We start from the raw sequence: 24,306 nt of genomic DNA on the forward strand, positions 1-24,306 counted from the left end.
CGGTAGATGTTGGCGTGTTTTTTGTAGAGTAGAAGAAATGAGTAGAGTGTCGGCATCGCTCCTTTATTAATGCGAAGGTTTAATGTCTTTAACTATACGACAATAAATTTCAAATCCTCTTATAAAATACTTTGAAAAATAACGCTAAAACTTGCATAATTTAGATAACCACTTATCTAGGAAATTCGTACGTTAAAAGTTAGTGGAATTGAAGTATGAAATTGAAGAAATATTATAATAGTGCGTTCAACTTGAGTAAGTATTTTGAAGAAGAGAAATGGGTGAAGCGAATTGATTTGGTATTTCATGGCAGCGTTCTTTCCGTGCGTACTAATAGTGCTTTTTAGTGTGCTCACACGCAGCAAGTGGGTTGGCACATTACTGACATTAATATTGATTGGCGTCTCTGTTTGGAAAGGCTTCTTTCATAACGAGTGGATTATATTTATAGATGTTGTTTCACTGGCGGCAGGTTATCTTATTATCGATCAATTACAGTTTCATAAACATCAAGATGATGAGTAACTGTAAAGTTCCATTTCTGTTCTTATTATATGGCCGGCTAGACGCTAGCCCTACAGGTTTAAAATTTTTAAAATAGGCAAACATAGTTAAGTAACTATGTTTGTTTTTTTATACTGAAAAATGACCCGATATATTAAAGGTAATTCACTTCTGAGATAAATAAATAGCTAGCTTAAAATAACTTCTTGAGTAAATTTTGATTTTGTCTCAGACTCTTTTTTATGCTAGTAAATAAGTTGATAAGAAGCGAACAAACGTTTGGACTTCGTATGCTGAATCTGTTAAAATATGAATAAGTATAACGGGCGAATAGAAATAAGAAGTGTCAAAGATGACAACTTAAGCGATTAATTAATAGGAGTGTATGATATATGGAGCACCATCCATTTAAGTTATCTTCCGAATTCGAACCACAAGGGGATCAACCTCAAGCGATTAAAAAGATTGCAGACGGCGTTAAAGCAGGTAAACGTCATCAAACCTTACTGGGGGCCACAGGTACAGGTAAGACCTTTACGATGAGTAACGTCATTAAAGAAGTAGGCAAACCTACCTTAATAATTGCTCATAACAAGACGTTGGCGGGGCAACTTTACAGTGAGTTTAAAGAGTTCTTCCCTGAAAATAGAGTAGAATATTTCGTAAGTTACTATGATTATTATCAACCTGAAGCGTATGTACCTTCAACTGACACCTTTATTGAGAAAGATGCTTCTATTAACGATGAAATTGACCAATTACGTCACTCTGCTACGAGTGCGTTATTTGAAAGAGACGATGTCATTATCATCGCTAGTGTCAGCTGTATTTACGGTTTAGGGAACCCGAAAGAATACCGCGACTTAGTAGTTAGTATTCGAGTAGGTATGGAAATGGATCGCAGCGAGTTATTACGTAAACTCGTTGATGTTCAATATACACGCAATGATATTGATTTCCAACGCGGTACTTTTAGAGTGAGAGGGGACGTCGTAGAAATCTTCCCTGCTTCTCGAGAAGAAATGTGTATCCGTGTGGAATTCTTTGGTGATGAAATTGATCGCATCCGTGAAGTTAACTACTTAACAGGTGAAGTGCTCAGAGATAGAGAACATTTTGCGATCTTCCCGGCTTCCCACTTCGTTACTCGTGATGAGAAGATGAAAGTGGCGATTCAACGCATCGAGAAAGAACTTGAAGAGCGTTTAGAAGAATTGCGTTCTGAGAACAAACTATTAGAGGCACAACGTCTCGAGCAACGTACGAACTATGATTTAGAGATGATGAGAGAAATGGGCTTCTGTTCTGGAATCGAGAACTACTCTGTGCATCTAACATTACGTCCATTAGGCTCTACACCATATACATTGCTTGATTACTTTGGTGACGACTGGTTAGTTATGATTGATGAATCTCACGTGACGTTACCTCAGATTCGTGGAATGTATAATGGTGACCGTGCGCGTAAACAAGTGTTAGTCGATCACGGTTTCCGTTTACCAAGTGCAATGGATAACCGTCCACTTAAATTTGAAGAGTTTGAAGAGAAAACGAATCAACTCGTTTATGTTTCAGCTACGCCTGGTCCGTATGAAATGGAACATACCGACGAGATGGTGGAACAAATCATCCGTCCAACAGGCTTATTGGATCCTAAAATTGATGTCCGACCAACTGAGAATCAAATTGATGACTTACTCAGTGAAATTCACACGCGTATCGAGCGAAATGAGCGTGTCCTAGTTACGACATTAACCAAGAAGATGAGTGAAGACTTAACGACATATATGAAAGAAGCGGGAATCAAAGTCAATTACTTACACTCGGAAATTAAGACGCTCGAGCGAATTGAAACGATTCGTGACTTACGTATGGGTACGTATGATGTTATTGTAGGGATTAACCTCTTGAGAGAGGGACTTGATATACCAGAAGTTTCTCTTGTAGTAATTCTCGATGCCGATAAAGAAGGATTCCTTCGTTCGGAACGCTCTCTCGTCCAAACTATCGGACGTGCAGCGCGTAATAGCGAAGGGGAAGTAATCATGTACGGCGATAAGATCACAGATTCTATGCAACATGCCATAGACGAAACGCAACGTCGTCGTGAAATTCAAATGAAATTTAATGAAGAACATAATATCACGCCTACTACAATTAATAAGAAGATTCACGATGTTATCAGCGCGACGGTGGAGAACGACGACACGAACGAGAAGAAACAAACCGAAGTGCCTAAGAAAATGTCTAAAAAAGAGCGTAAAAAAACAATTGATAATATAGAAAAAGAAATGAAACAAGCAGCGAAAGATCTCGACTTCGAGAAAGCAACCGAACTTCGTGATATGTTATTTGAATTAAAAGCAGAAGGGTGACATGAATGAAACAACCATCCATTTCAATTAGAGGAGCAAGAGCACACAATTTAAAAGGTGTAGATATCGAAATACCTAAGAATAAACTCGTCGTGATGACAGGTTTATCAGGTTCAGGTAAATCTTCACTTGCTTTTGATACGATTTATGCTGAAGGACAAAGACGCTATGTCGAATCACTCAGTGCATACGCGCGTCAATTCTTAGGTCAAATGGATAAGCCAGATGTCGACAGTATTGAAGGGTTATCTCCAGCGATATCAATCGATCAGAAAACGACGAGTAAGAACCCGCGTTCTACTGTTGCAACAGTAACGGAAATTTACGATTATATTCGTTTATTGTATGCCCGTGTAGGCAAGCCATATTGTCCTAACCACGGTATAGAAATCGAATCTCAAACGGTACAACAAATGACGGATCGTATACTCGATTTAGAGGAACGTACGAAGATTCAACTCTTAGCACCTGTCGTTTCACATCGCAAAGGCTCACATGAAAAGCTTATCGACGATATTAGTAAGAAAGGTTATGTCCGTGTACGTGTCGACGGTGAGATTACGGATGTCAATGAGGTACCTGAATTAGATAAGAATAAGAATCATTCAATTGAGGTTGTAGTCGATCGATTAGTAGTTAAATCAGGCATCGAAACACGTCTTGCAGATTCTATTGAAACGGCGCTTCAACTCTCAGAAGGTACGCTCATTGTTGATGTCATCGGTGACGAAGAGATGAAATTCTCAGAGAACCATGCGTGTCCAATCTGTGGTTTTTCTATAGGCGAATTAGAGCCTCGTATGTTTAGTTTCAACAGTCCGTTTGGTGCTTGTCCAACATGTGACGGTCTAGGACAAATCCTACGTGTAGATTTAGATTTAGTCGTACCTGACCCAAACAAGACGTTGAATGAAGGTGCTATATTGCCTTGGGAACCAACGAGCTCCGATTTCTATCCAACGCTACTGAAACGCGTGTGTGAAGTTTATAAAATTGATATGGATAAACCTTACAAGAAGCTCACACAACGTCAGAAAGACATTTTAATGTATGGTTCAAAAGGTAAGAAGATTGAATTTATGTTCCGTCAAAGAAACGGACAGAAACGTAAAAGAACTATGGAATTTGAAGGGGTTGTTCACAACGTTAACCGCCGTTATCATGAATCACCTTCAGAGTACACGCGCGAGATGATGAGCAAGTATATGACGCAGCTTACATGTCAAACTTGTCATGGTAAACGTTTGAGTCGTGAAGCACTCTCTGTTTATGTAGGAAATAAAAATATAGGCGACGTTGTGGCTTATTCCATTGGAGAAGCGTTAAATTATTACGACAACCTTGAACTTTCTAGTCAAGATCGTACAATTGCAGATCAAATTCTTAAAGAAATCTATTCACGTCTGAAATTCTTGTATAATGTGGGACTTGAGTATCTTACATTAGATCGATCAGCAGGAACTTTATCAGGTGGTGAAGCACAACGTATTCGCTTAGCTACTCAGATAGGTTCAAGACTGACAGGTGTATTATATGTGCTTGATGAACCTTCAATTGGTTTACATCAACGTGATAATGACCGTCTCATCAATACGTTAAAAGAGATGCGTGATTTAGGTAATACATTAATCGTAGTTGAACACGACGATGATACTATGCGTGCAGCGGATTATCTTATTGATGTTGGTCCTGGTGCAGGTGAGCATGGCGGTGAAATCGTTGCGAGCGGTACACCTAAGCAAGTCATGAGAAAGAAATCATCGCTTACTGGTCAGTATTTGAGTGGTCAGAAGTTAATAGAAGTTCCTGAACATCGACGTGAAATTACAGATAGAAAGCTTCATATCAAAGGTGCGCGTAGCAATAACTTGAAGGACGTTAACGTGGATTTACCTCTATCTACAATGACGGTAGTTACTGGTGTGTCAGGTTCTGGTAAAAGTTCATTAGTCAACGAAGTGCTCTACAAGACGTTATCGAAAGAAATTAATAACTCGAAAGTAAAACCTGGTGATAACGATGGTATCGATGGACTTGATCAACTTGATAAAGTTATTGATATCGATCAATCTCCAATTGGACGTACTCCGCGTTCTAACCCGGCGACTTATACGGGTGTGTTCGATGATATACGTGACATCTTCGCTCAAACGAATGAAGCGAAGATCAGAGGCTATTCTAAAGGCCGTTTCAGCTTCAACGTTAAAGGTGGACGTTGTGAAGCATGTAAAGGTGACGGAATCATCAAGATTGAAATGCACTTCTTACCGGATGTGTATGTACCTTGTGAAGTTTGTGATGGTAAACGCTATAATCGCGAAACATTAGAAGTGACTTATAAAGGTAAGAATATCGCGGATGTGCTTGCGATGACGGCAGAAGAAGCAACCCACTTCTTCGAAAATGTGCCGAAGATTCACCGCAAGTTGAAGACATTGGTAGATGTAGGTTTAGGTTATGTGAAGTTAGGTCAACCTGCGACGACACTTTCAGGTGGTGAAGCGCAACGTGTTAAACTTGCTTCCGAATTACACAAACGCTCTACAGGCCGTTCAATCTACATCTTAGACGAACCAACGACAGGACTTCACGTTGATGATATTCGTCGTCTACTGAATGTGCTCAATAAACTTGTAGACAATGGAGATACCGTGGTAATTATCGAGCATAACTTAGATGTTATTAAGAAAGCAGACTATCTGATTGATTTAGGACCAGAAGGTGGCGACGGTGGTGGCACCATTGTAGCGACAGGTACACCTGAAGAGGTGGCTGAAGTTAAAGAAAGTTATACAGGTCAATACTTGAAACCTGTATTAGAAAGAGATACACGCCATTAGATAGAAATTGGCATTCTCATTTTCTTGAGTGAGTTAGAAAGTGAGAATGCCTTTTTATATCATTGCATCTCACGTTTTACTTCGCTATTTATACCATTTCTAGTCAACTTTTAGTGTGTTCCAATAATGCTTTTTGATATCATGACACTAAAGTAGTATGGTGTAATGAGTGTATGCATATTACAATTCACTATGTAAGATAAGAATCTGTTTTGAATCATTGCCGATTTTCATGAAAATATACCTTTAATATAAAGCGGGGTAGCTGGTTGAATACAAGAGGGCACGTAGCTGTCTCAAACTCTCGCACTACTTGTGGTGATAGAACTACGATATTGCATATTTCTGAGCCACTTCCAAGGTTACTATTTTATGACAATGATTAGAGCAATTCACTTTTATAGTGAAATAATGATAGAATGAAATGAATGTAGTGACTTTTACATCAATCAGCATCAGCTGACTTGAAAAGTACTAAGAGTGATAGAGGTGTACGGATGTTAACTACGAAAAGTATTATTGAACGCTTTGAACTGAAACTCGTGGCTGGAGAACAAGGTTTGAATAAGAAGATTATGAATACTGATATTTCAAGACCAGGCCTTGAAATGGCAGGCTATTTCTCTCACTATGCTTCAGACCGCATTCAACTGCTCGGAACGACAGAGTTATCGTTCTATAATTTATTACCAGACGAGGAGAGACAAGGGCGTATGCGCAAATTGTGCCGTCCTGAAACGCCCGCTATTATTGTGACTCGTGATCTTGAGCCACCTCAAGAATTGTATCAAGCAGCTGAAGAACTCGATACGCCTCTCATTATGTCATCAGTAGCGACAACGCAGCTCATGAGTCGACTTACTACTTTTTTAGAACACGAACTTGCTAAGACGACGTCAATCCATGGCGTGCTTGTCGACGTATATGGCGTAGGTGTCTTAATCACAGGTGATTCTGGCATAGGTAAAAGTGAAACTGCACTAGAACTTATCAAACGTGGACACCGTCTCGTTGCAGATGATAACGTAGAAATTCGTGAAATCACGAAAGACGAACTTATCGGAAAGCCACCTAAACTCATCGAACATTTACTTGAAATTCGAGGATTAGGTATCATCAATGTGATGACACTCTTTGGCGCAGGTTCAATACTTACAGAAAAACGTATACGTTTGAATATTCATTTAGAAAATTGGCATGAAGATAAATTGTATGATCGCGTTGGACTTAACGAAGAAACGCTGCGAATATTAGAAACGGAAATTAAGAAGAAGACCATTCCAGTGCGACCAGGTCGTAACGTTGCGGTCATTATCGAAGTTGCAGCGATGAATTATCGCTTGAATGTCATGGGGATTAATACAGCGGAAGAATTTAATGACCGTTTAAACGCCGAAATATTAAGAAATAGCCAGAAAGAACAGGACAAGGAGAACTAAGGCATGAATTTAACTCTAAATTACATCGATCCCGTTGCCTTTCAATTAGGCCCTATTGCAGTGCGATGGTACGGTATTATCATCGCTTGTGGCATATTATTAGGTTACTTTATAGCGCAACGAACACTTCAACGTGTCGGATTTGATAAAGACGTACTCGTAGATATTCTCTTTTGGAGTGCGATTATTGGCTTTATCGTCGCTCGGATTTACTTTGTTATCTTCCAATTTCCATATTATGCGCAGCACCCAGCGGAAATACCGAAGATCTGGCATGGAGGCATTGCCATTCACGGTGGTATTATCGGTGGCTTCATTACAGGTATTTTCATCTGTAAGCGTAAAAATATTAATCCATTTCAAATGGGAGATATTGCCGCGCCAAGTATGATACTTGCTCAAGGTATCGGACGTTGGGGTAACTTTATGAACCATGAGGCGCATGGCGGACCAGTGTCACGCTCATTTTTAGAACACTTACATATTCCTGACTTTATTATTGATAATATGTATATTAATGGTGTTTACTATCATCCAACATTTTTATATGAATCGATTTGGGATGTCCTTGGATTTATCATCCTACTCAGTCTACGCAAGCACTTGAGAATCGGTGATACGTTTGCATTATATCTCATTTGGTATTCAATCGGTCGTTTCTTTGTGGAAGGATTACGTACTGATAGTTTAATGTTGACGAGTCATATCCGCATCGCCCAACTGATGTCTATCGTTCTCGTGATTGTGGGTATTGTCATCATTATTGTTAGACATGTGAAGTTCAAACCGCAACGTTTTAAAGAAGCTAAGCCTTTACCATGGCCAAATCAACGAGCAGGTGAGCGTTAGTGCGTAAGTTACAAGAACAGAAAGTGAAAGGTGCCAACCCACTGTGGCAAATGTATCGCTTTGTGCAACGCGGCCGTTTATTTAAGAATACACTGATCATAGAGTTAACACGTTATATACCCAGTTTAAAGTTCAAGCGCTGGGTATATATTCATTTGTTAAACATGACGATTGGTCAACATACAGCATTTGCTTTTAAAGTTGTGCCGGATTTACTCTATCCTGAACTGATAACGATAGGTGAGAATTGTGTCATTGGATATAACACGACCATACTCACTCATGAATTCACAGTTCAAGCACATCGTAAAGGTCGAGTAAATATTGGTGACAATACATTGATAGGTGCGAATGTTATAATACTACCTGGTATTCATATTGGATCAAATGTTCAAGTCGCTGCAGGAACTGTCGTGAGTAAAGATGTTCCTGATGGTGCTTTAGTAAAAGGAAATCCAATGCAAATTATTAAAGACTAAAGATTAAAGGAGGTGACTCCATGGCACAACGCAATAATGTGATCCCGATGAAGAGAGATGAAAGTTTCTATCGAAATATGGCTGAGCATCGATTTGCGCAACAAGATTTTAAAAAAGCGGCAACGTATTTTCAAAAAGTGCTGGAAGCGTCACCTCAAGACTTTCAAGTGCTGAATAAATATGCTACGTCATTGACGAAATTAGGTTTAGGTAAAAAGGCTGAAGCGCTCTATTTCGAACAAATCGCAGAAGGTGCGAATGTCGAAGAGAGCTATTATGAATTAAGTCAATTAAACATTACATTAAATGAACCGAACAAAGCATTCTTATTTGGAATTAACTACGTGATTATTTCAGGCAATAAAGATTATCAAAAAGAGTTAGAGTCGATGTTCGAAGTCTCTTATCATGCACCAGAGAATTTGGAAAAGGAAGCGCAATTATTCTCGACTCAACTCATCTTCCAATATTTATTCTCTCAGGGACGTATGGAAGCGGCTCATGATTTCATTTATAGACAAAGTGAAGAAATCCAGCAACATCGCATCGTGAGAAATCTCTTGGCTATGTGCTACTTGTATATGAACGAGTACGATACAGCCAAAACGATGTTTGAAGCGTTACTTGCTGAAGATAATACAGATGTGCATGCACTCTGTCACTATACATTGTTGTTGCATAATATGAACGAGACAGAGAAGTATCAACGCTATTTGAAATTACTCAGTAAAGTTGTGCCTATGAATGACGACGAGTCATTTAAACTTGGCATTGTCTTAAGTTACTTGAAACAATACGAGGCTTCTCAAAAACTACTCGTTCCGCTCTATAAAAAAGGGAAGTTCTTATCTTTACAGATGTATCACGCCTTAAGCTATAACAATTATTTCCTTGGAAATATTGAGGATAGTGAATATTATTGGAATAAATTACGCGAAGTCTCTCAAGTAGAAAGCGGTTATCCACCTTGGATGATAGAGAAGAGTAAAGAACAATTTAATACTCAAATCTTACCTTTATTGTTAGATGACGATGATCATTATCGTATTTATGGTATTTTCTTACTTAATCAATTGAAAGGCCGAGAGATTCTACTCACTGAAGAAATCTGGAAGATACTTGAGAGCATGAATGATTACGAGAAACTTTATCTCACCTATCTCATTCAAGATTTGAAGTTAAATAAATTGGATTTTATACATCGGGGTTTACAAGCGATATATGAGCAACCGTCATTGCGACAATATCAAGATGTGTTTATCAGATGGATTGATTTAGCCGAAACGATAATCGATACCTATGACGAGTTGCCTGAAGTAGAACCCTTTGTAGCTGCAACTATCTATTTGTATTTCAGTTCAGAAGGACTAAAGATGACGAAGAAACAGCTATGTGACTGGTTTGATTTAACTTACTATCGTCTTGATAAAGCAATAGATATATTCATGAGCATATAGTTTTTACAAAGATAGGGCGTGTTATATAATGCGCTTGATGATAAATAACTAGGAGGCAATGTAGATGACTGAACAAGTGGATTTCGATGTTGCAATTGTAGGCGCAGGTCCTGCAGGTATGACAGCAGCAGTTTATGCTTCTCGTGCAGATTTAAGTACAGTAATGATTGAAAGAGGTATGCCAGGCGGTCAGATGGCAAATACAGAAGAGGTTGAGAACTTCCCTGGCTTCGACTTTGTGACAGGTCCAGACCTTTCTACTAAAATGTTTGAGCATGCGAAGAAATTCGGTGCTGAATATCAATATGGCGATATCAAGTCAATTGAAGACAAAGGTGACTATAAAGTAATTAATTTAGGTGACAAAGAAATTACAGCCTACGCTGTGATTATTTCCACTGGTGCAGAATACAAGAAAATCGGTGTCCCTGGTGAACAAGAACTCGGCGGTAGAGGTGTAAGTTACTGTGCCGTATGTGACGGTGCATTCTTCAAAGGTAAGAAACTTTACGTTATCGGTGGCGGTGACTCAGCTGTCGAAGAAGGTACGTTCCTTACTAAATTCGCAGATAGCGTAACGATTGTACACCGTCGTGATGAATTACGTGCTCAAAAAATCTTACAAGATCGTGCGTTCAAGAATGACAAAGTTGATTTCATTTGGAGTCATACGTTGAAGACGATTAATGAAAAAGATGGTAAAGTAGGCTCACTTACACTTGAATCCACTAAAGACGGTTCAGAACAAACAGTGGATGCTGATGGTGTATTTATCTATATCGGTATGAAACCATTAACAGCACCATTTGAAGATTTAGGCATTACAAATGAGACAGGCTATATCGTTACCAACGACGATATGAGCACATCTATCCCTGGTATTTATGCTGCTGGTGACGTACGCGAGAAAGGTTTACGTCAAATTGTTACAGCTACAGGTGATGGCAGTATCGCAGCGCAAAGTGCCAATGCCTATATCGAACAAGTGAAAGAGAAACTTGAAGGTTAATTGAGTTTCGATCTTTTGAGAGATTCATATTGAGGGTATTCTGACCCTCTATGAATCTCTTTTCTATACATAATGATGGCGTATAGAGTCTGAAGAACTTGCATTGCCTATAGTTATATTCAGCTCAATTCCTAAACTTAACATTGTGATATGTATGACTTTTCATGTAAAATATGATGGAGAGACAAGCGTTCTTTATCGCAAGAGCAGCTCTAGATTGTAACTTGAAACAATTGAAATTTTACATAGTTGACTAGTGGTCAAGCATAGAAGACGTTAAAGAAAAGGTAACGTGAAACAAAGCAGCAACAACATAACATAAAGCAACGGATGGTGGATTGAGAAATGCAACGAGATGACAAAGATATTGTGAAAAGTGAACTGTTAGTCGTAACAGGATTATCAGGGGCAGGTAAATCATTTGTGATACAAACTTTAGAAGACATCGGCTACTTCTGTGTCGATAATTTACCGCCGATACTCTTGCCGAAATTTGTAGAACTGATGGAGCAAGGGAATCCATCGTTACAGAAAGTCGCTATTGCCATAGACCTTAGAGGTAAAGAGTTATTTAAATCTTTGATTAAAGAAATTGATCAGATCAAGAGTCGTAATGACGTTATTGTAGATTTAATGTTTTTAGAAGCGACGAATGAGAAACTGATTTCACGTTATAAAGAGTCTCGACGTGCACACCCATTAAACGATCAAGGTCAACGCTCGTTAGTAGAAGCGATTGATGAAGAACGCAAACTGTTATCAGAAATTAAAAGTTTAGCAAATTACACGATTGATACGACACATTTAACAACGAAAGAATTGAAGAAACGTATTAATGATTACTTCACTTCCAATAAATACGAGCCTTTTAGTATTAACGTAACTAGCTTTGGCTTCAAGCATGGGATTCAAATTGATGCGGATCTCGTCTTTGATGTGCGTTTCTTACCTAACCCGTACTATGTTGAATCATTAAGACCTTTAACAGGTGAAGATGATAGTGTCTATCAGTATGTGATGAAATGGAAAGAAACAGAAATTTTCTATAACAAACTCATGGATTTATTGAAATTTATGATTCCAGGTTATAAGAAAGAAGGTAAATCTCAGCTTGTTATTGCGATAGGTTGTACAGGTGGACAGCACCGCTCTGTCGCATTAGCGAAAAGAATCGGCTCAGAATTGAAAGAAAGCTTTGATTATCATGTATATGTGCAACATCGCGATGCACATATTGAAAGTGGCGAATAATAATGAAACGAATCAAACTCGTGCTTATCGGCGGCGGCACTGGATTGTCAGTGCTCGCGCGTGGACTTAAGCAATTTCCTATAGATATTACGACAATCGTAACAGTGGCAGATGACGGCGGAAGTACCGGTAAGATTCGAAGCGAAATGGATATTCCTGCGCCAGGTGATATTCGTAACGTCATTTCTGCCTTAAGTGAAACGGAACCTGTGCTTGAACAGCTCTTCCAATATCGCTTTGAAGAAGATCAAGTTGAAGGGCACTCGTTAGGTAACTTGCTCATTGCTGCGATGACGAATATCACGGATGATTTCGGACATGCAGTGAAAGAATTGAGTAAGATTTTAAACATTAAAGGACAGGTTATTCCGTCTACCAATTCGAGTGTGAGCTTGAATGCCGAAATGGATGATGGCGAAGTGGTCTATGGGGAGTCTAACATTCCGAAGAAGAATAAACGCATTAAACGTGTGTTTCTAGAGCCTGAAGATGTGGAGCCAATGAGTGAAGCCATCGAAGCAATTGAAGAGGCAGATCTCATAGTTCTTGGACCAGGTTCGCTTTATACTAGTGTGATTTCTAACTTATGTGTTAAAGGTATTTCTGAAGCACTTGTAGAGAGTTATGCGCCTAAATTGTATGTCACAAATGTAATGACACAATCAGGCGAGACGACGCACTATACTGCGATGGACCACTTACAAGCTATCCACGACCACGTAGGTCAAGAGTTCATCAGCTATATCATCTGTGGGGACCAAACGTATAACGATGAGGTGCTCGAACGGTATCGCAAAGAGAACGCTGAGCCTGTGACTTGTGATATTGAGAGATTAGAAGCGGCAGGCGTAGAAGTCTTCTCAAGTAAAGATCTTGTCGAAATTTCGTCAGAGCATTACGTGCGCCACAACACGAAAGTCTTATCTAAGATGATTTATGAAATTGCGTTGCGTGAGACAAGTACGATTGAGTTTAAAAGGGATAAAAATCGCAGAAATCATTAAGTGAATATGTAGATTAGAAAGGTTGTCATAACGATGAGTTTTGCATCTGATATGAAAAATGAATTAACGAGAATAGAAGTCGATGAAGCGAATGCAAGAGCAGAACTAAGCGCGTTGATTCGTATGAACGGTGCGCTCTCCCTTTCTAATCAACAGTTTATCATTGATGTACAAACGGAGAATGCGACAACTGCACGTCGAATCTACTCGTTGATTAAAAAAGTTTTTAATGTAGAAGTCGAAATCCTCGTGCGTAAAAAAATGAAATTAAAGAAAAATAACATCTATATTTGTCGTATTAAAATGTTAGCGAAAAAAATACTAGACGATTTATGCATCTTGCGTGATGGTATGTTTATGCATGAAATAGATTCAGCGATGACCGACGATGACGAAATGTGCCGAAGTTATTTACGTGGCGCCTTTTTAGCAGGAGGTTCTGTCAATAATCCTGAAACCTCTTCCTATCATCTGGAAATTTTTTCACAATATGAGACGCATTCAGAAGGTTTAGTGAAATTAATGAACCACTACGGCCTGAATGCGAAATATCTGGAGCGTAAGAAAGGTAGCATCGTCTACTTGAAAGAAGCGGAGAAGATTTCTGATTTCCTCAGTCTCATTGGTGGCTATCAAGCCTTATTGAAATTTGAAGATGTGCGTATCGTTCGAGATATGCGCAATTCTGTAAACCGTCTCGTGAACTGTGAAACGGCCAATCTCAATAAAACGGTAAGTGCGGCAATGAAGCAGGTTGAAAGCATACAGCTTATCGACCAAGAAATTGGCTTAGATAATTTGCCAGATCGTTTGAGAGAAATTGCGAAATTACGTGTACAACATCAAGAGATTTCGTTGAAAGAATTAGGAGAAATGGTGTCTTCAGGCAAAATTTCAAAATCTGGCGTTAACCATCGTTTGCGTAAGTTAAATGAACTGGCAGATAAGATTCGTAGTGGTGAAACGATAGAGATGTAGATTGAGGACTTGCAGTGGTAAAACGCGAGGGGCCACGTGCTCTAAGCTAATAAAGATGCATATCAATAGTAAAGCGCTTTTCAACTTCGAGTATCTGAAAAGCGCTTAAGTTATATATGATAAACTCCATATTATCTTAATCCCGACATGAATTGATAGGCTGTGACGCCATAGCGATATTTGAAACACTTATTTAAATGAGCAAGGTCCACAAAGTTGCATTCAGCAATAGCCCAATACACATCTTTATACGTCTCGATAATTTGCTTAGCACGTTCTACTTTGTAATTAATATAATACTGATGCGGCGTTAATCCTGTCTGCTTTTTAAAGAAGCGTATAAATTGATATTTAGACATTTCTAGAGCTTGGCTCAACTGCTCTAAATTCAATTTATCATTATAATGTTGTTTAATTATTTCTATAGCTAACTTTGTCTTTGCATTATCAGCTCTTGAAGTTGAAGATACCGCTTGTCTTGGAAATTGATCGATTAAATCTACGAAACGTTCATGACATTCAGCTTCAGAATTGTCATAAAATATCGCTTGCCACAACTTGATGATACGCTCTGAAATGCGTGGATTGTAGATAATGGGAGTCGTAAACTTCACATTTGTGGTGAGTCCCAATGCTTCTCTCAACATAGCAGGCTTGATATAGAGCATAATATATTCAAGTCCTTGAGCATCATACGATTGGCCATCATGCGTTTCTTCAGGATTAAATAACATCACACCACTCGTATGAGAAAGGTGATGTATACCACCTAGATGATAAGATTGCAGACCGCGCAATGTCACGCCCATAGCATATTCTTGATGGGCATGTTTCTTATATTGAAAGTCATCCAAATGCGCATGCATCGCAGTGATGCCGATTGCATTTTTATACTTAAAATGATTCATCATCTATCATCGCCCCTCATATCAAAGCCAAACTATAACAGCAGCATAAACAAGAAATATTGCCATCACAATCGTAACTACCATCTCATGGCGTTGAAGAAAGCGCTGAAGTAATGCGCCAAAGACGACCCATAGTCCGAAAGAGAAGACACCTATAAGAGTAATAACGATAATGAATAAACTTATCGTCGAGAAAGTGTGATAGGTACCCAGTACAAATGAAGGTAGTACCGTAAGTGTAAAAGTGATGACTTTAGGGTTTAAAAATTGTAATAAATAACCCGATTTAAAGCTCCCTTTGTTTGTAGGCTCATCGCTACCGTGAGATTTAAACAATAAGTAGACTAAGTATAGCATGTACAAACTACCAATGACTTTCATAATCGTCAGAACGGGAGGTATATATTGAGCGAACAAGCTATTAATTAGCGCTGACAATACGAGTAAAGTAAAGAAAGCGAGTGATGCGCCATATGTATATTGAATGCCTGCCCGACGCCCCTGAGACTTAATAGTGTTCAATATATCTAGATTCGTGGGTCCCGGCGTTCCAGTGACGAGAAAGGTATAGAAGACAAATGACAAGATATTCATCGCACAATCCCCCTTTGTATACTGAAGTGTTGCTCAAGTATAAAGCATGTTACAATGGCTCTGATAGTACAAAATTGCGAAGAGAGTTAACTAAATATTTGTAAGAATATTGAGATATTGAATGAAATTAGGAAGGATAGTATGAATTATGGCTTCAAGTAACAATGAGTATGAGAATTTGCTGTTCTACTTTGCCTATAAGACATTTATTAATACGGCAGATGAAATTATCGAAGCGTATGGTTTGAGTCGTCAACATCATCGTTTTTTGTTTTTTATTGAAAAGGTCCCGGGCATTACAGTGAAAAATTTGTTAAAGAGTCTTGAAATATCGAAACAAGGGAGTCATGCAACTTTGAAAAAGCTCAAGGATAAAGGGCTAATTCAAGAACAACAATCCACTAAAGATCGTCGTGTGAAGCGGCTGTACCCTACAGAAGAGGGGACGAAACTCGTCAAAGAACTGAATAAAGCGCAAAATGATTTATTTAGTGAAATTCAAGAACGTGTCGGGACAGACTGGTATGCGATTATGGAAGAATTTGCGTCCTATCGCTCCGGATATAAAGAAATTAAACATTTAAAACATCAGCACGAATCAACTCGCGAGACACATGAAGAATAAAGGTCACTACCAAAGTGCCTTCATTCTTCCTCGCTTTTCATTTCGTTTGAAGTGCGGTCTTTTTCGAATTTCCGCCTCAAAAATTGAGATTGAAATGCCTTTTAAAAGGGTAAAAAGAGACTAGTGTCGTAAAATGTCGTCATACAAAGTGACGTACGACAGAAAAATTTTTATGCAAATAGGTCAACTTAATTGACCTTTAATACAGATAGATTTATCCTAGAAGTAATCAATCGCAAAGGAGAAATGGAAATGAAAAGACGTGTAGGACAATATTTAATGGACTGTATTAGTGAATTTGGTGTCGAGACAATCTTCGGTGTTCCTGGAGATTTCAACTTAACATTCCTAGATGATATTACGGAAAGAGACGACATGAAATGGGTAGGTAATACGAACGAACTTAACGCAAGCTATGCCGCTGATGGTTATGCACGCATGCACGGTATGAGCGCGATGGTCACAACATTTGGTGTTGGTGAATTGAGTGCGGTTAACGGTATCGCAGGTGCTTACGCTGAACGTGTACCCGTCATTCAAATCACAGGCGCTCCAACACGTTCTGCAGAGCAAGCGGGCGCTTATTTACACCACTCATTAGGTGAAGGTAGCTTTGATGATTACCGTCAAATGTATGAACCGATAACTACTTCAGAAGCGTATATTACGCCAGAGAACGCACAAACAGAAATTCCACGTATCCTTACTGCAGCTTGGACTGAGAAACGTCCGGTACACATTCACTTACCAATTGATGTGGCTGGAGAAGAAATCGAAGTGACAGAAACGTTCAAACACCCTACACATCAAGAGAGCGATGTTTCAAATCTCATCGAAGCGGTTGAGAAACGTTTGAAAGACGCGAAACAACCGGTCATACTAACTGGTCATGAAATCAACAGCTTCAACTTACACGAAGAGCTAGAGCAGTTCGTTAACCAAACGCACATTCCTGTAGCACAACTTTCTCTAGGTAAAGGCGCATTTAACGAGGAAAATCCATACTACATCGGCATGTATGACGGCCAAGTAGCTGAAGAACAAATTAAAAATTATGTAGATCATAGTGACTGTATCCTCAATATCGGTGGTAAACTCACTGACTCAGCTACAGCTGGCTTTAGCTACGAATTCGATTTAGATGATGTTATCACAATCAATCACCGCAATTTCCAAGCAGGTGAGACAACAAGTCAAGACGCACATCTTATCGATTTAGTTCAACAACTGACAAATATCGATGTGCAGTTTGATGTAGACTACCCTCAATACGAACGTCCATCTGAAGAAGTGCAAGTTTCAGATGAAGCACTAACTCAAAAACAATATTTTGCGATGTTACAACAATTTATCAAAGCAGATGACGTGCTTCTCGCAGATCAAGGTACATCATTCTTTGGTTCTTACAATTTAGGTTTAAGCTCAAACAATATGTATATTGGTCAACCACTTTGGGGCTCTATCGGCTATACTTTACCAGCAACATTAGGCTCACAAATCGCCAATAAAGAACGCCGCAACTTACTTCTAGTAGGTGAAGGTGCTTTACAACTTACAGTACAAGATATTGCTGTTATGATGCGTGAAGATATTAAACCTGTATTATTCGTTATCAACAATGACGGCTATACGGTTGAGCGTAAAATTCATGGTGAACGCGCGCCATACAATGATATTACGCAATGGAATTATACAATGTTACCTGAAGTCTTCGGTGGCAAAGATCAAGTAATGACACATCACGTAGAAACAAGTAAGCAATTACAAGATGCTTTAAATCAAATCGATGAACATTCCGATTGTATGCACCTTGTAGAAGTGAAAATGAATATTGACGATGCACCAGAGAAATTAATTAAATTAGGTAAAGTCTTTGCGAACCAAAATGGCTAAGTAGCTTAGTTATAACTTCCTTAGCGACAACTTAATATGATTAAACTGCACCCCGCTACACATTGCTGAGAATGCAATCGTTGTAGTGGGGTATTATATTGTGCACACTTCTTTATACGAATGTATGTTTGTGTTATAGTTAAGACATCTCATAATACTTACGAAGATAATTTACATTGACACCAACATTACATTAAACATTAACGGGAGTTTAAATAGATGAATCCTCTATAACTTAAGTGTGATAAGAGGAGGGACAATGTGAAACAAGCAGATATTCATATCGATTGGCAGAAAGAGTTTCAGGAGTTTCAAGAGATCCTAAATAGTGGCTTGCATCCCGAGTGGCTTTATAGTGCGAAAGCCAATTTAATTCTCACACCAGCTTATACAGGTGAGGGCAAGCAATATTTCTTCACTGAAGATATTGTTAAAGCAAGCGAAATCATTCCTTTCTTCTAAAGGTATGTATAAAGAATATTTTGAATACGCAACGTTTTGTAATAGCGTCGAGTAGCCTAACTACTAGGTTTCTCGGCGTTTTTATTTTTGTTTAAAATTCTGTCACAATTTATAAAAGCACATAATATTAAGTGTGTATACCTTTATTTTTTTGAAAGTCAATAACTATTTTATGTCTTTAAAAGGCGTCATGAAAGGATTTTAAAATTACTTGTGAAAAACTTCACAATATTGACAACAATTATAAACATTTACTTTTGTAAGTGCTTTCTTAAAATAATAGAATATATATGCAATGAGAGATTAATATAATACAAAACTATATTATATTACTTTTGGAAAAGAGGTTATGGGAAATGGATATCGTTTTAGGGATAGGAACGTTGCTTGTCGTACTATTGGCGATGACGTTATTTTTAAACTTTGCGCCATTTGGTAAAGAAGGATTACAAGCACTCTCGGGAGCTGCTTGTTCGACAATGCTACCACAAGCGTTTCTTAGTTATGCATTAGGTGAAATCTTTCATATTACATTCTTAAAGGATATTGGTGATTTAGCTGGAAGTTTAACTGGTGTCGCAGTTGGTATTCTAACTTGCTTAAACTTAGGCATTTCACCAGTTTTTGCTGTTATCGTAGGTTTAGTACTTAAGGACTTCCAATTATTACCTGCGTTTATAGCAGCGTATTTAGTTGCGTTTGGATTGAAATATATTCAGAAGAAAGTACCAGAAGGATTAGATTTAATTGTAGTTATCTTACTCGCACCAGCAATTGCTTACGGCATTGCTAAGTTGATTAGCCCAGGAGTTATTGCTGTGTTACATCAAATTGGTAGTGCGGTTACTGCAGTAGGTCAGAACAACCCTTACGCATTAGCTGTCATTCTTGGATTAATTATTCCAGTAACGGGTATGACACCACTAAGTTCAATGGTATTAGCAACATTGCTCGGATTGACAAGTACACCTATGGCTATCGGTGCGATCACTTGTATGGGTGCATCTTTCGTCAACTTCGTACTCTTCAAAGAGCTTAAGATTGGCGGCCCATCTAAAGCATTCGCCGTTGCCATTGAACCGTTGACTCAAATAGATATCATAGCGAAGTATCCACTTCAGCTCTATGGTACAAACGCTATTATTGGCGTAGTCAACGCAATTATTGTTACAGTGAGTGGGTTGGTTCTTAACACTCCAGGTATGGCTACACCGATTGCAGGCCCTGTCGTTTTATTCGGTTTCAACGAGCCTGTTAGAATAGTCATTACGTTAGTAATCGTTGCAGTTGTAAGTATTATATTAAGTCTTATCATTGGTAAGTTGATTAAAAAACTTAACTTGTCTAAACTCAACTTCAAAACGCCTAAATTAAATAAACAAGCAAATTAAGGAGATGTAATGTCGTTATGGCACGCACACAAGATTTTAAAAGTGCATTTGATATCATCGGGCCAAAAATGATTGGTCCATCAAGTTCACACACAGCAGGTGCAGTCAAAATCGGTAACGCATTAAGAGAAGTCTTACAACACGAACCAGAGAACTTAGAAGTACATTATTATGAATCATTTGCAGCTACACACCAAGGACATGGTACAGATTTAGCAATCGTTGGTGGTGCGCTTGGGTTCACAACATTTGACGAGCGTATTCCAGAATCAACAAAGATTGCTGAGAAAGAAGGTATCAAAGTCGATATCATTGAAGAGTCAGGTCACAGCTTAGGTGAACATCCTAACTGTGCATTGCTCAAAGCAGATGCTGGTGATCGTCACGTTGAGGTCAACGGTATCTCAATCGGTGGGGGAACAATCAAGATTAAGAGTATCCATGTGAATGGATTATGTATCTTAATGAATCACGGTTTACCAATCTTAGTTATTGACGGGGATTCAGATATTGCATCAATCAACCACCTGATCAACGATTTAATCGATAAAGATGTAGACATTAACGAAGAAATCAAGACAATTCATAAAGATGGATGCTTACTTGCACTTCATCTCAATAAAGATATGAAATCTGACTTGCTAGAGCAAATGCGAGACAAATACAGTAACTTGAACTTCTCATACGTACATTAGAAAGGGTGTATTTACATGTTTGATACGATGCAAGAAATAATAGAGTATGCAGAACAACATCAAACAACATTCGCTGAAATGATGATTCAACAAGAAATGGACAGACAAGAAACTTCTAGAGAAGACGTTCGTGAACAAATGAAGACGAACCTGGAAGTTATGCGTGACGGCGTAAAAAGAGGGACTACTGGAGAAGGCGTTAAAAGTGTAACGGGCTACACTGGTCAAGACGCGATTAAACTCCAAAAATATCGTGAAGAAAATCATGCATTAGCGGGCAATGAAATGATGGACGCTGTGAAAGGTGCCGTTGCAACGAACGAAGTTAACGCAGCAATGGGTATTATCTGTGCGACACCAACAGCAGGTTCGTCAGGTACGATTCCTGGAGTTATTTTTAAACTCGAAAAAACACATGACTTAACTGAAGATCAACTGATTGACTTCCTATTTGCTTCAGCGCTTGTAGGTAAAGTTATCGCTAACAACGGTAGTGTGGCAGGTGCAACAGGTGGTTGCCAAGCTGAGGTAGGTTCAGCATCAGCTATGGCGGCAGCAGCTGCAACACAAGTGACAGGCGGCTCACCACAACAAGCAGGTCACGCAATGGCCTTAGCTATCAGTAACTTACTCGGTCTTGTTTGTGACCCTGTAGGTGGTTTAGTTGAAATTCCATGTGTTATGCGTAACGCAATCGGTTCAGGTAACGCATTAATTTCTGCTGACCTTGCACTAGCTGGCGTTGAAAGTCGTATTCCAGTTGACGAAGTTATTGAAGCTATGGATAAAATTGGTCGTAACTTACCTTCATCTCTTCGTGAAACAGGTATGGGTGGCTTAGCCGGTACACCAACTGGTCAAGAAATTAAACGTAAAATCTTTGGTGAAGCTGAAGAAAAAAGTAAATCTCATTAATTAGTAAGATAAAGTCATAGTAAGAGAATGTTATAATATTCAGAAAAAATATTGCAAATTTGCACCCCATCCACTAAAATATCCTTAAAGGGAGTGGATGGGGTGTTTATTAAATTTGGATTACTATGTATCTTATTAGTGATTAGCAGTACGATAACAATGTATTGGACACATGAGGGGACGTGGCCAAACCGACTGTTTAAATCATTCTCGCTAAGTATCATTATCGTTTTTCTATATCACTATTTAAGATTCTTAATAGATTTAAACAAAAAGAGAAGCTGATCCTCGTTTCTTCTGAAGAATGAGGATCAGCTTCTTTATGTGTTGAGGTTGGTCGATTATGAATTGTCCTGTTGGTTATTGTTTTGAGCGTTGTGATTAGAAGACGATTGTTGATTCTGTTGACCTTGTTGTTCTTTTTGATGTTGTTGCCACAATTGATTTTGACGACGAACAGCTCTTGTTTGCGCATCTTGTGCGTGAGATTGATTTTGTTGTGCGCCGTTTTGATTTGAGCCGTTATTGTTTGAATTGTTGGCGTTACTAGAATTGTTAGAGTTACCGTTGTTTTGGCTAGTGCTGTTATCAGATTTAGGTTGTTGCTTAGGTTGCTGTTTTTGTTGTCCGTTGTCTGAAGCATTATTGTCTTTATTAGAATTTGAATCTTTTTGGGATTTGTCATTTTTATCCGAAGTAGATTTCTTAGGTTTTTGATTATTTGCTTTTTGTTGCGTTTGTTGATTGTGCTGTGCTGGTTGTTGGCGTTGTTTCGTTTGTTGTTGTCTTTGCTGCTGTGCGTTATTGTAGTTGGGTTGAGCGTTTTGATTTGGTTGGGCTTGCTGTTGTTGGTTATTCTGATTAGCTGATTTATCTTGTTTCTGTTTGTTCTCTTTATCGCTGTCGTGATCTTTGTTTTTGTCTGTATCCTTATCTGAGTCATCTTTGTCCGCTTTTTTATCTTTCTGTTGCTCTTCTTTATGCTTATCAGCCAAACGTTCTTGTCCTTTGTTTGAGTGGTCGACAAAGGCGAAAATCGCAAAGGCTAAGCCACATAGTAGAAGTAAAACGATAATAGTGCTGACGATCTTCGCACCTGTACTCATTTTCTTCTTTGTTTCTCTTGTCAAATTACGATTTTGTTCTTTGTGTTGTTGGCGATTCGACATTCATTTTCCCCCGCTTTGGTATAATTACTAATAGCAAGATTGCCAGTTACGCTACGTTTTAAACGTAAATCAGCCTCATATAGCTATTTGTCATCTAAATTTAATGAAACTGATTTCTTAAAGCTATTAATATAGTTAACTTAATAGTAAGCTAAACATAAGATGACTTTCAACTTCTTTGTATAAATCAATAGTTGCTGATAATAAATAATAGAGTAGGTGAGTAATTGAAGTTATTTTTCGAAGAACATGACCAAGATCAACGTAAGTCTTTGCGTAAAATGATGAAAGTGCATGACGAACAAGAAACTTCGAGTCATAAATGGATTCCGTATCTTATAGGCGCTATTATTCTTATCATCGCAGGTAGTGCCTACTATTTATTTGGTTAAAAGTTGGGAGCGCTTATCAATTACTCTGTGAAAGTTGTAAGGTATAATGACTTTAGATGTGATATTTGACTTTTTCCTTACACAACAGAAGTGTTTTCCATAATAAAGAACGGGAATTATGAAATAATGAGTAGAAAGATGAAAGAGGTGTTGTTATGCAACGTTACCTATTTACCGGCGGAACTGGAATGGTCGGTTCAGCGATTGTAGAACGTGTGAAAGCACAAGGTCACCACATTACGATACTCACACGTCAAGATAAAGAGAGTCACGATGCACAAATCGACTATATCAACTGGTCTAAGGACGGCTGGGAGCAACAAGTGCCTGACATTGATGTCGTGGTTAACCTTGCTGGTGCGAGCTTGATGCAACGTTGGACGAAAGAGAATAAACAATCAATCATGCTCAGTCGTATGAAGAGTACTGAAGCGCTATATGAGCTATTTGCGAATCGCAAACAACGCCCTGATGTGCTGTTTAACGCGAGTGCAGTAGGTGCCTACCCACCTGATACAAATTACACTTACACAGAAGAATATCGTACATTACCGTTTGATTTTCTATCTGACGTCGTCTATCAATGGGAGCGACATGCACGTAAATTTGAAGCGCTAGGTACACGTGTCATCATGGGTCGTTTCGGAATTATCCTTTCTGATCAAGGTGGCTCACTGCCACTCATGACGATGCCTTATAAATACTTTGTAGGCGGTAAACTAGGTTCTGGTCGTCAATGGTATTCATGGATTCACATCGACGATCTTGTACGAGGTGCGCTACATGTTATTGAGGATGATAGTGCAGAAGGCGTGTTCAATATGACCGCGCCGATGCCAGAACGCCAGAACTTGTTTGGCTATACGCTAGGTCGTGTGATGAATCGTCCTCACTACACTTGGGTACCTGCTATCGCGATGAAAGCTGTGATGGGTCAGATGGCTACCGTTGTGTTAGATACGCAAAAAGTGTTACCGAATAAATTACAAGCACACGGTTTTAACTTTAAATATGCGAACTTGAAAGTGGCGCTAGAAGATTTATTAGGATAATTTGTAAAAGTCGGTAGGTTGAACG

General features: G+C 38.8%; 22 protein-coding genes. 19 read left to right on the plus strand and 3 right to left on the minus strand.

Annotated elements, in window-relative coordinates:
* Positions 1 to 291: 291 nt before the first annotated feature.
* From CD126_RS08780 to whiA, 11 genes are all read left to right on the plus strand, one after another.
* The gene (locus CD126_RS08780; RefSeq protein ID WP_040806976.1) at positions 292 to 525 is read left to right on the plus strand and encodes a CsbA family protein; all 234 of its coding nucleotides are present in this window, start codon (positions 292 to 294) and stop codon (positions 523 to 525) included.
* Positions 526 to 896: 371 nt separating this feature from the next.
* A complete protein-coding gene (gene uvrB / locus CD126_RS08785) occupies positions 897 to 2,879 on the plus strand; it encodes an excinuclease ABC subunit UvrB (RefSeq protein WP_103370327.1) in 1,983 nt (660 codons plus the stop codon).
* 5 nt (positions 2,880 to 2,884) lie between these two features.
* A complete protein-coding gene (gene uvrA, locus CD126_RS08790) occupies positions 2,885 to 5,719 on the plus strand; it encodes an excinuclease ABC subunit UvrA (RefSeq protein ID WP_049408417.1) in 2,835 nt (944 codons plus the stop codon).
* A gap of 497 nt (positions 5,720 to 6,216) precedes the next feature.
* On the plus strand, positions 6,217 to 7,158 hold the full coding sequence (gene hprK, locus CD126_RS08795) for an HPr(Ser) kinase/phosphatase (RefSeq protein ID WP_103370328.1): 942 nt from the start codon (positions 6,217 to 6,219) through the stop codon (positions 7,156 to 7,158).
* Between the two features lie 3 nt (positions 7,159 to 7,161).
* Complete coding sequence (gene lgt / locus CD126_RS08800) at positions 7,162 to 8,007, plus strand: prolipoprotein diacylglyceryl transferase (protein WP_049408419.1); 846 nt, start codon at positions 7,162 to 7,164, stop codon at positions 8,005 to 8,007.
* Entirely contained in the window at positions 8,007 to 8,486 is a 480-nt protein-coding gene (locus CD126_RS08805) for an acyltransferase (protein WP_049408421.1), read from the plus strand. Before lgt ends, CD126_RS08805 begins: the two co-directional genes overlap by 1 nt.
* Before the next feature lie 20 nt (positions 8,487 to 8,506).
* The gene (locus CD126_RS08810) at positions 8,507 to 9,943 is read left to right on the plus strand and encodes a tetratricopeptide repeat protein (RefSeq protein ID WP_049408422.1); all 1,437 of its coding nucleotides are present in this window, start codon (positions 8,507 to 8,509) and stop codon (positions 9,941 to 9,943) included.
* Positions 9,944 to 10,007: 64 nt separating this feature from the next.
* The gene (gene trxB / locus CD126_RS08815) at positions 10,008 to 10,952 is read left to right on the plus strand and encodes a thioredoxin-disulfide reductase (protein WP_103370329.1); all 945 of its coding nucleotides are present in this window, start codon (positions 10,008 to 10,010) and stop codon (positions 10,950 to 10,952) included.
* Between the two features lie 345 nt (positions 10,953 to 11,297).
* Positions 11,298 to 12,203: an RNase adapter RapZ gene (gene rapZ, locus CD126_RS08820; RefSeq protein ID WP_002472923.1), complete on the plus strand. Its 906-nt coding sequence runs from the start codon at positions 11,298 to 11,300 to the stop codon at positions 12,201 to 12,203.
* 2 nt (positions 12,204 to 12,205) lie between these two features.
* Complete coding sequence (locus CD126_RS08825) at positions 12,206 to 13,207, plus strand: gluconeogenesis factor YvcK family protein (protein ID WP_049408424.1); 1,002 nt, start codon at positions 12,206 to 12,208, stop codon at positions 13,205 to 13,207.
* 33 nt (positions 13,208 to 13,240) lie between these two features.
* On the plus strand, positions 13,241 to 14,185 hold the full coding sequence (whiA, locus tag CD126_RS08830; protein WP_002472940.1) for a DNA-binding protein WhiA: 945 nt from the start codon (positions 13,241 to 13,243) through the stop codon (positions 14,183 to 14,185).
* Between the two features lie 131 nt (positions 14,186 to 14,316).
* Here the strand turns inward: whiA and CD126_RS08835 are convergent, their stop codons facing one another.
* Both CD126_RS08835 and CD126_RS08840 read right to left on the minus strand, forming a co-directional pair.
* Complete coding sequence (locus CD126_RS08835; protein WP_103370330.1) at positions 14,317 to 15,096, minus strand: AraC family transcriptional regulator; 780 nt, start codon at positions 15,094 to 15,096, stop codon at positions 14,317 to 14,319.
* 18 nt (positions 15,097 to 15,114) lie between these two features.
* Positions 15,115 to 15,687, minus strand: coding sequence for a LysE family translocator (locus CD126_RS08840; RefSeq protein ID WP_103370331.1), 573 nt, complete (start codon positions 15,685 to 15,687; stop codon positions 15,115 to 15,117).
* Positions 15,688 to 15,835: 148 nt separating this feature from the next.
* On the opposite strand from CD126_RS08840, the gene CD126_RS08845 reads away from it, so the two are divergent.
* The 6 genes from CD126_RS08845 to sdaAA all read left to right on the plus strand — a co-directional run bounded on the left by CD126_RS08845 (position 15,836) and on the right by sdaAA (position 21,668).
* Positions 15,836 to 16,312, plus strand: a complete 477-nt coding sequence (locus CD126_RS08845) for a MarR family winged helix-turn-helix transcriptional regulator (protein WP_049408430.1) — start codon at positions 15,836 to 15,838, stop codon at positions 16,310 to 16,312.
* Positions 16,313 to 16,564: 252 nt separating this feature from the next.
* The gene (locus CD126_RS08850) at positions 16,565 to 18,205 is read left to right on the plus strand and encodes an alpha-keto acid decarboxylase family protein (RefSeq protein ID WP_103370332.1); all 1,641 of its coding nucleotides are present in this window, start codon (positions 16,565 to 16,567) and stop codon (positions 18,203 to 18,205) included.
* Between the two features lie 261 nt (positions 18,206 to 18,466).
* Complete coding sequence (locus CD126_RS08855) at positions 18,467 to 18,667, plus strand: hypothetical protein (protein ID WP_049408433.1); 201 nt, start codon at positions 18,467 to 18,469, stop codon at positions 18,665 to 18,667.
* A gap of 356 nt (positions 18,668 to 19,023) precedes the next feature.
* Positions 19,024 to 20,058: a PTS sugar transporter subunit IIC gene (locus CD126_RS08860; RefSeq protein WP_049408435.1), complete on the plus strand. Its 1,035-nt coding sequence runs from the start codon at positions 19,024 to 19,026 to the stop codon at positions 20,056 to 20,058.
* Positions 20,059 to 20,075: 17 nt separating this feature from the next.
* Positions 20,076 to 20,753 carry a serine dehydratase beta chain gene (locus CD126_RS08865; protein WP_002472938.1) on the plus strand — a complete coding sequence of 226 codons (678 nt, stop codon included), beginning with the start codon at positions 20,076 to 20,078 and terminating at the stop codon, positions 20,751 to 20,753.
* A 15-nt stretch (positions 20,754 to 20,768) separates the two neighbouring features.
* The gene (gene sdaAA, locus CD126_RS08870; protein ID WP_002472928.1) at positions 20,769 to 21,668 is read left to right on the plus strand and encodes an L-serine ammonia-lyase, iron-sulfur-dependent, subunit alpha; all 900 of its coding nucleotides are present in this window, start codon (positions 20,769 to 20,771) and stop codon (positions 21,666 to 21,668) included.
* Between the two features lie 341 nt (positions 21,669 to 22,009).
* Here sdaAA and CD126_RS08880 read toward each other — a convergent pair whose 3' ends face one another.
* Positions 22,010 to 22,837 (minus strand): DUF4887 domain-containing protein, encoded by an 828-nt coding sequence (locus CD126_RS08880; protein ID WP_049408438.1) that lies wholly within the window; start codon positions 22,835 to 22,837, stop codon positions 22,010 to 22,012.
* Positions 22,838 to 23,064: 227 nt separating this feature from the next.
* Between CD126_RS08880 and CD126_RS12145 the strand changes: the two genes are divergently transcribed.
* The gene (locus CD126_RS12145) at positions 23,065 to 23,229 is read left to right on the plus strand and encodes a hypothetical protein (protein ID WP_160313437.1); all 165 of its coding nucleotides are present in this window, start codon (positions 23,065 to 23,067) and stop codon (positions 23,227 to 23,229) included.
* A gap of 155 nt (positions 23,230 to 23,384) precedes the next feature.
* The gene (locus tag CD126_RS08885; RefSeq protein WP_103370334.1) at positions 23,385 to 24,281 is read left to right on the plus strand and encodes a TIGR01777 family oxidoreductase; all 897 of its coding nucleotides are present in this window, start codon (positions 23,385 to 23,387) and stop codon (positions 24,279 to 24,281) included.
* The last annotated feature ends 25 nt before the right edge of the window (positions 24,282 to 24,306 follow it).

It is taken from the genome of Staphylococcus pettenkoferi, from assembly GCF_002902685.1.
GTDB classification, from domain to species: domain Bacteria; phylum Bacillota; class Bacilli; order Staphylococcales; family Staphylococcaceae; genus Staphylococcus; species Staphylococcus pettenkoferi.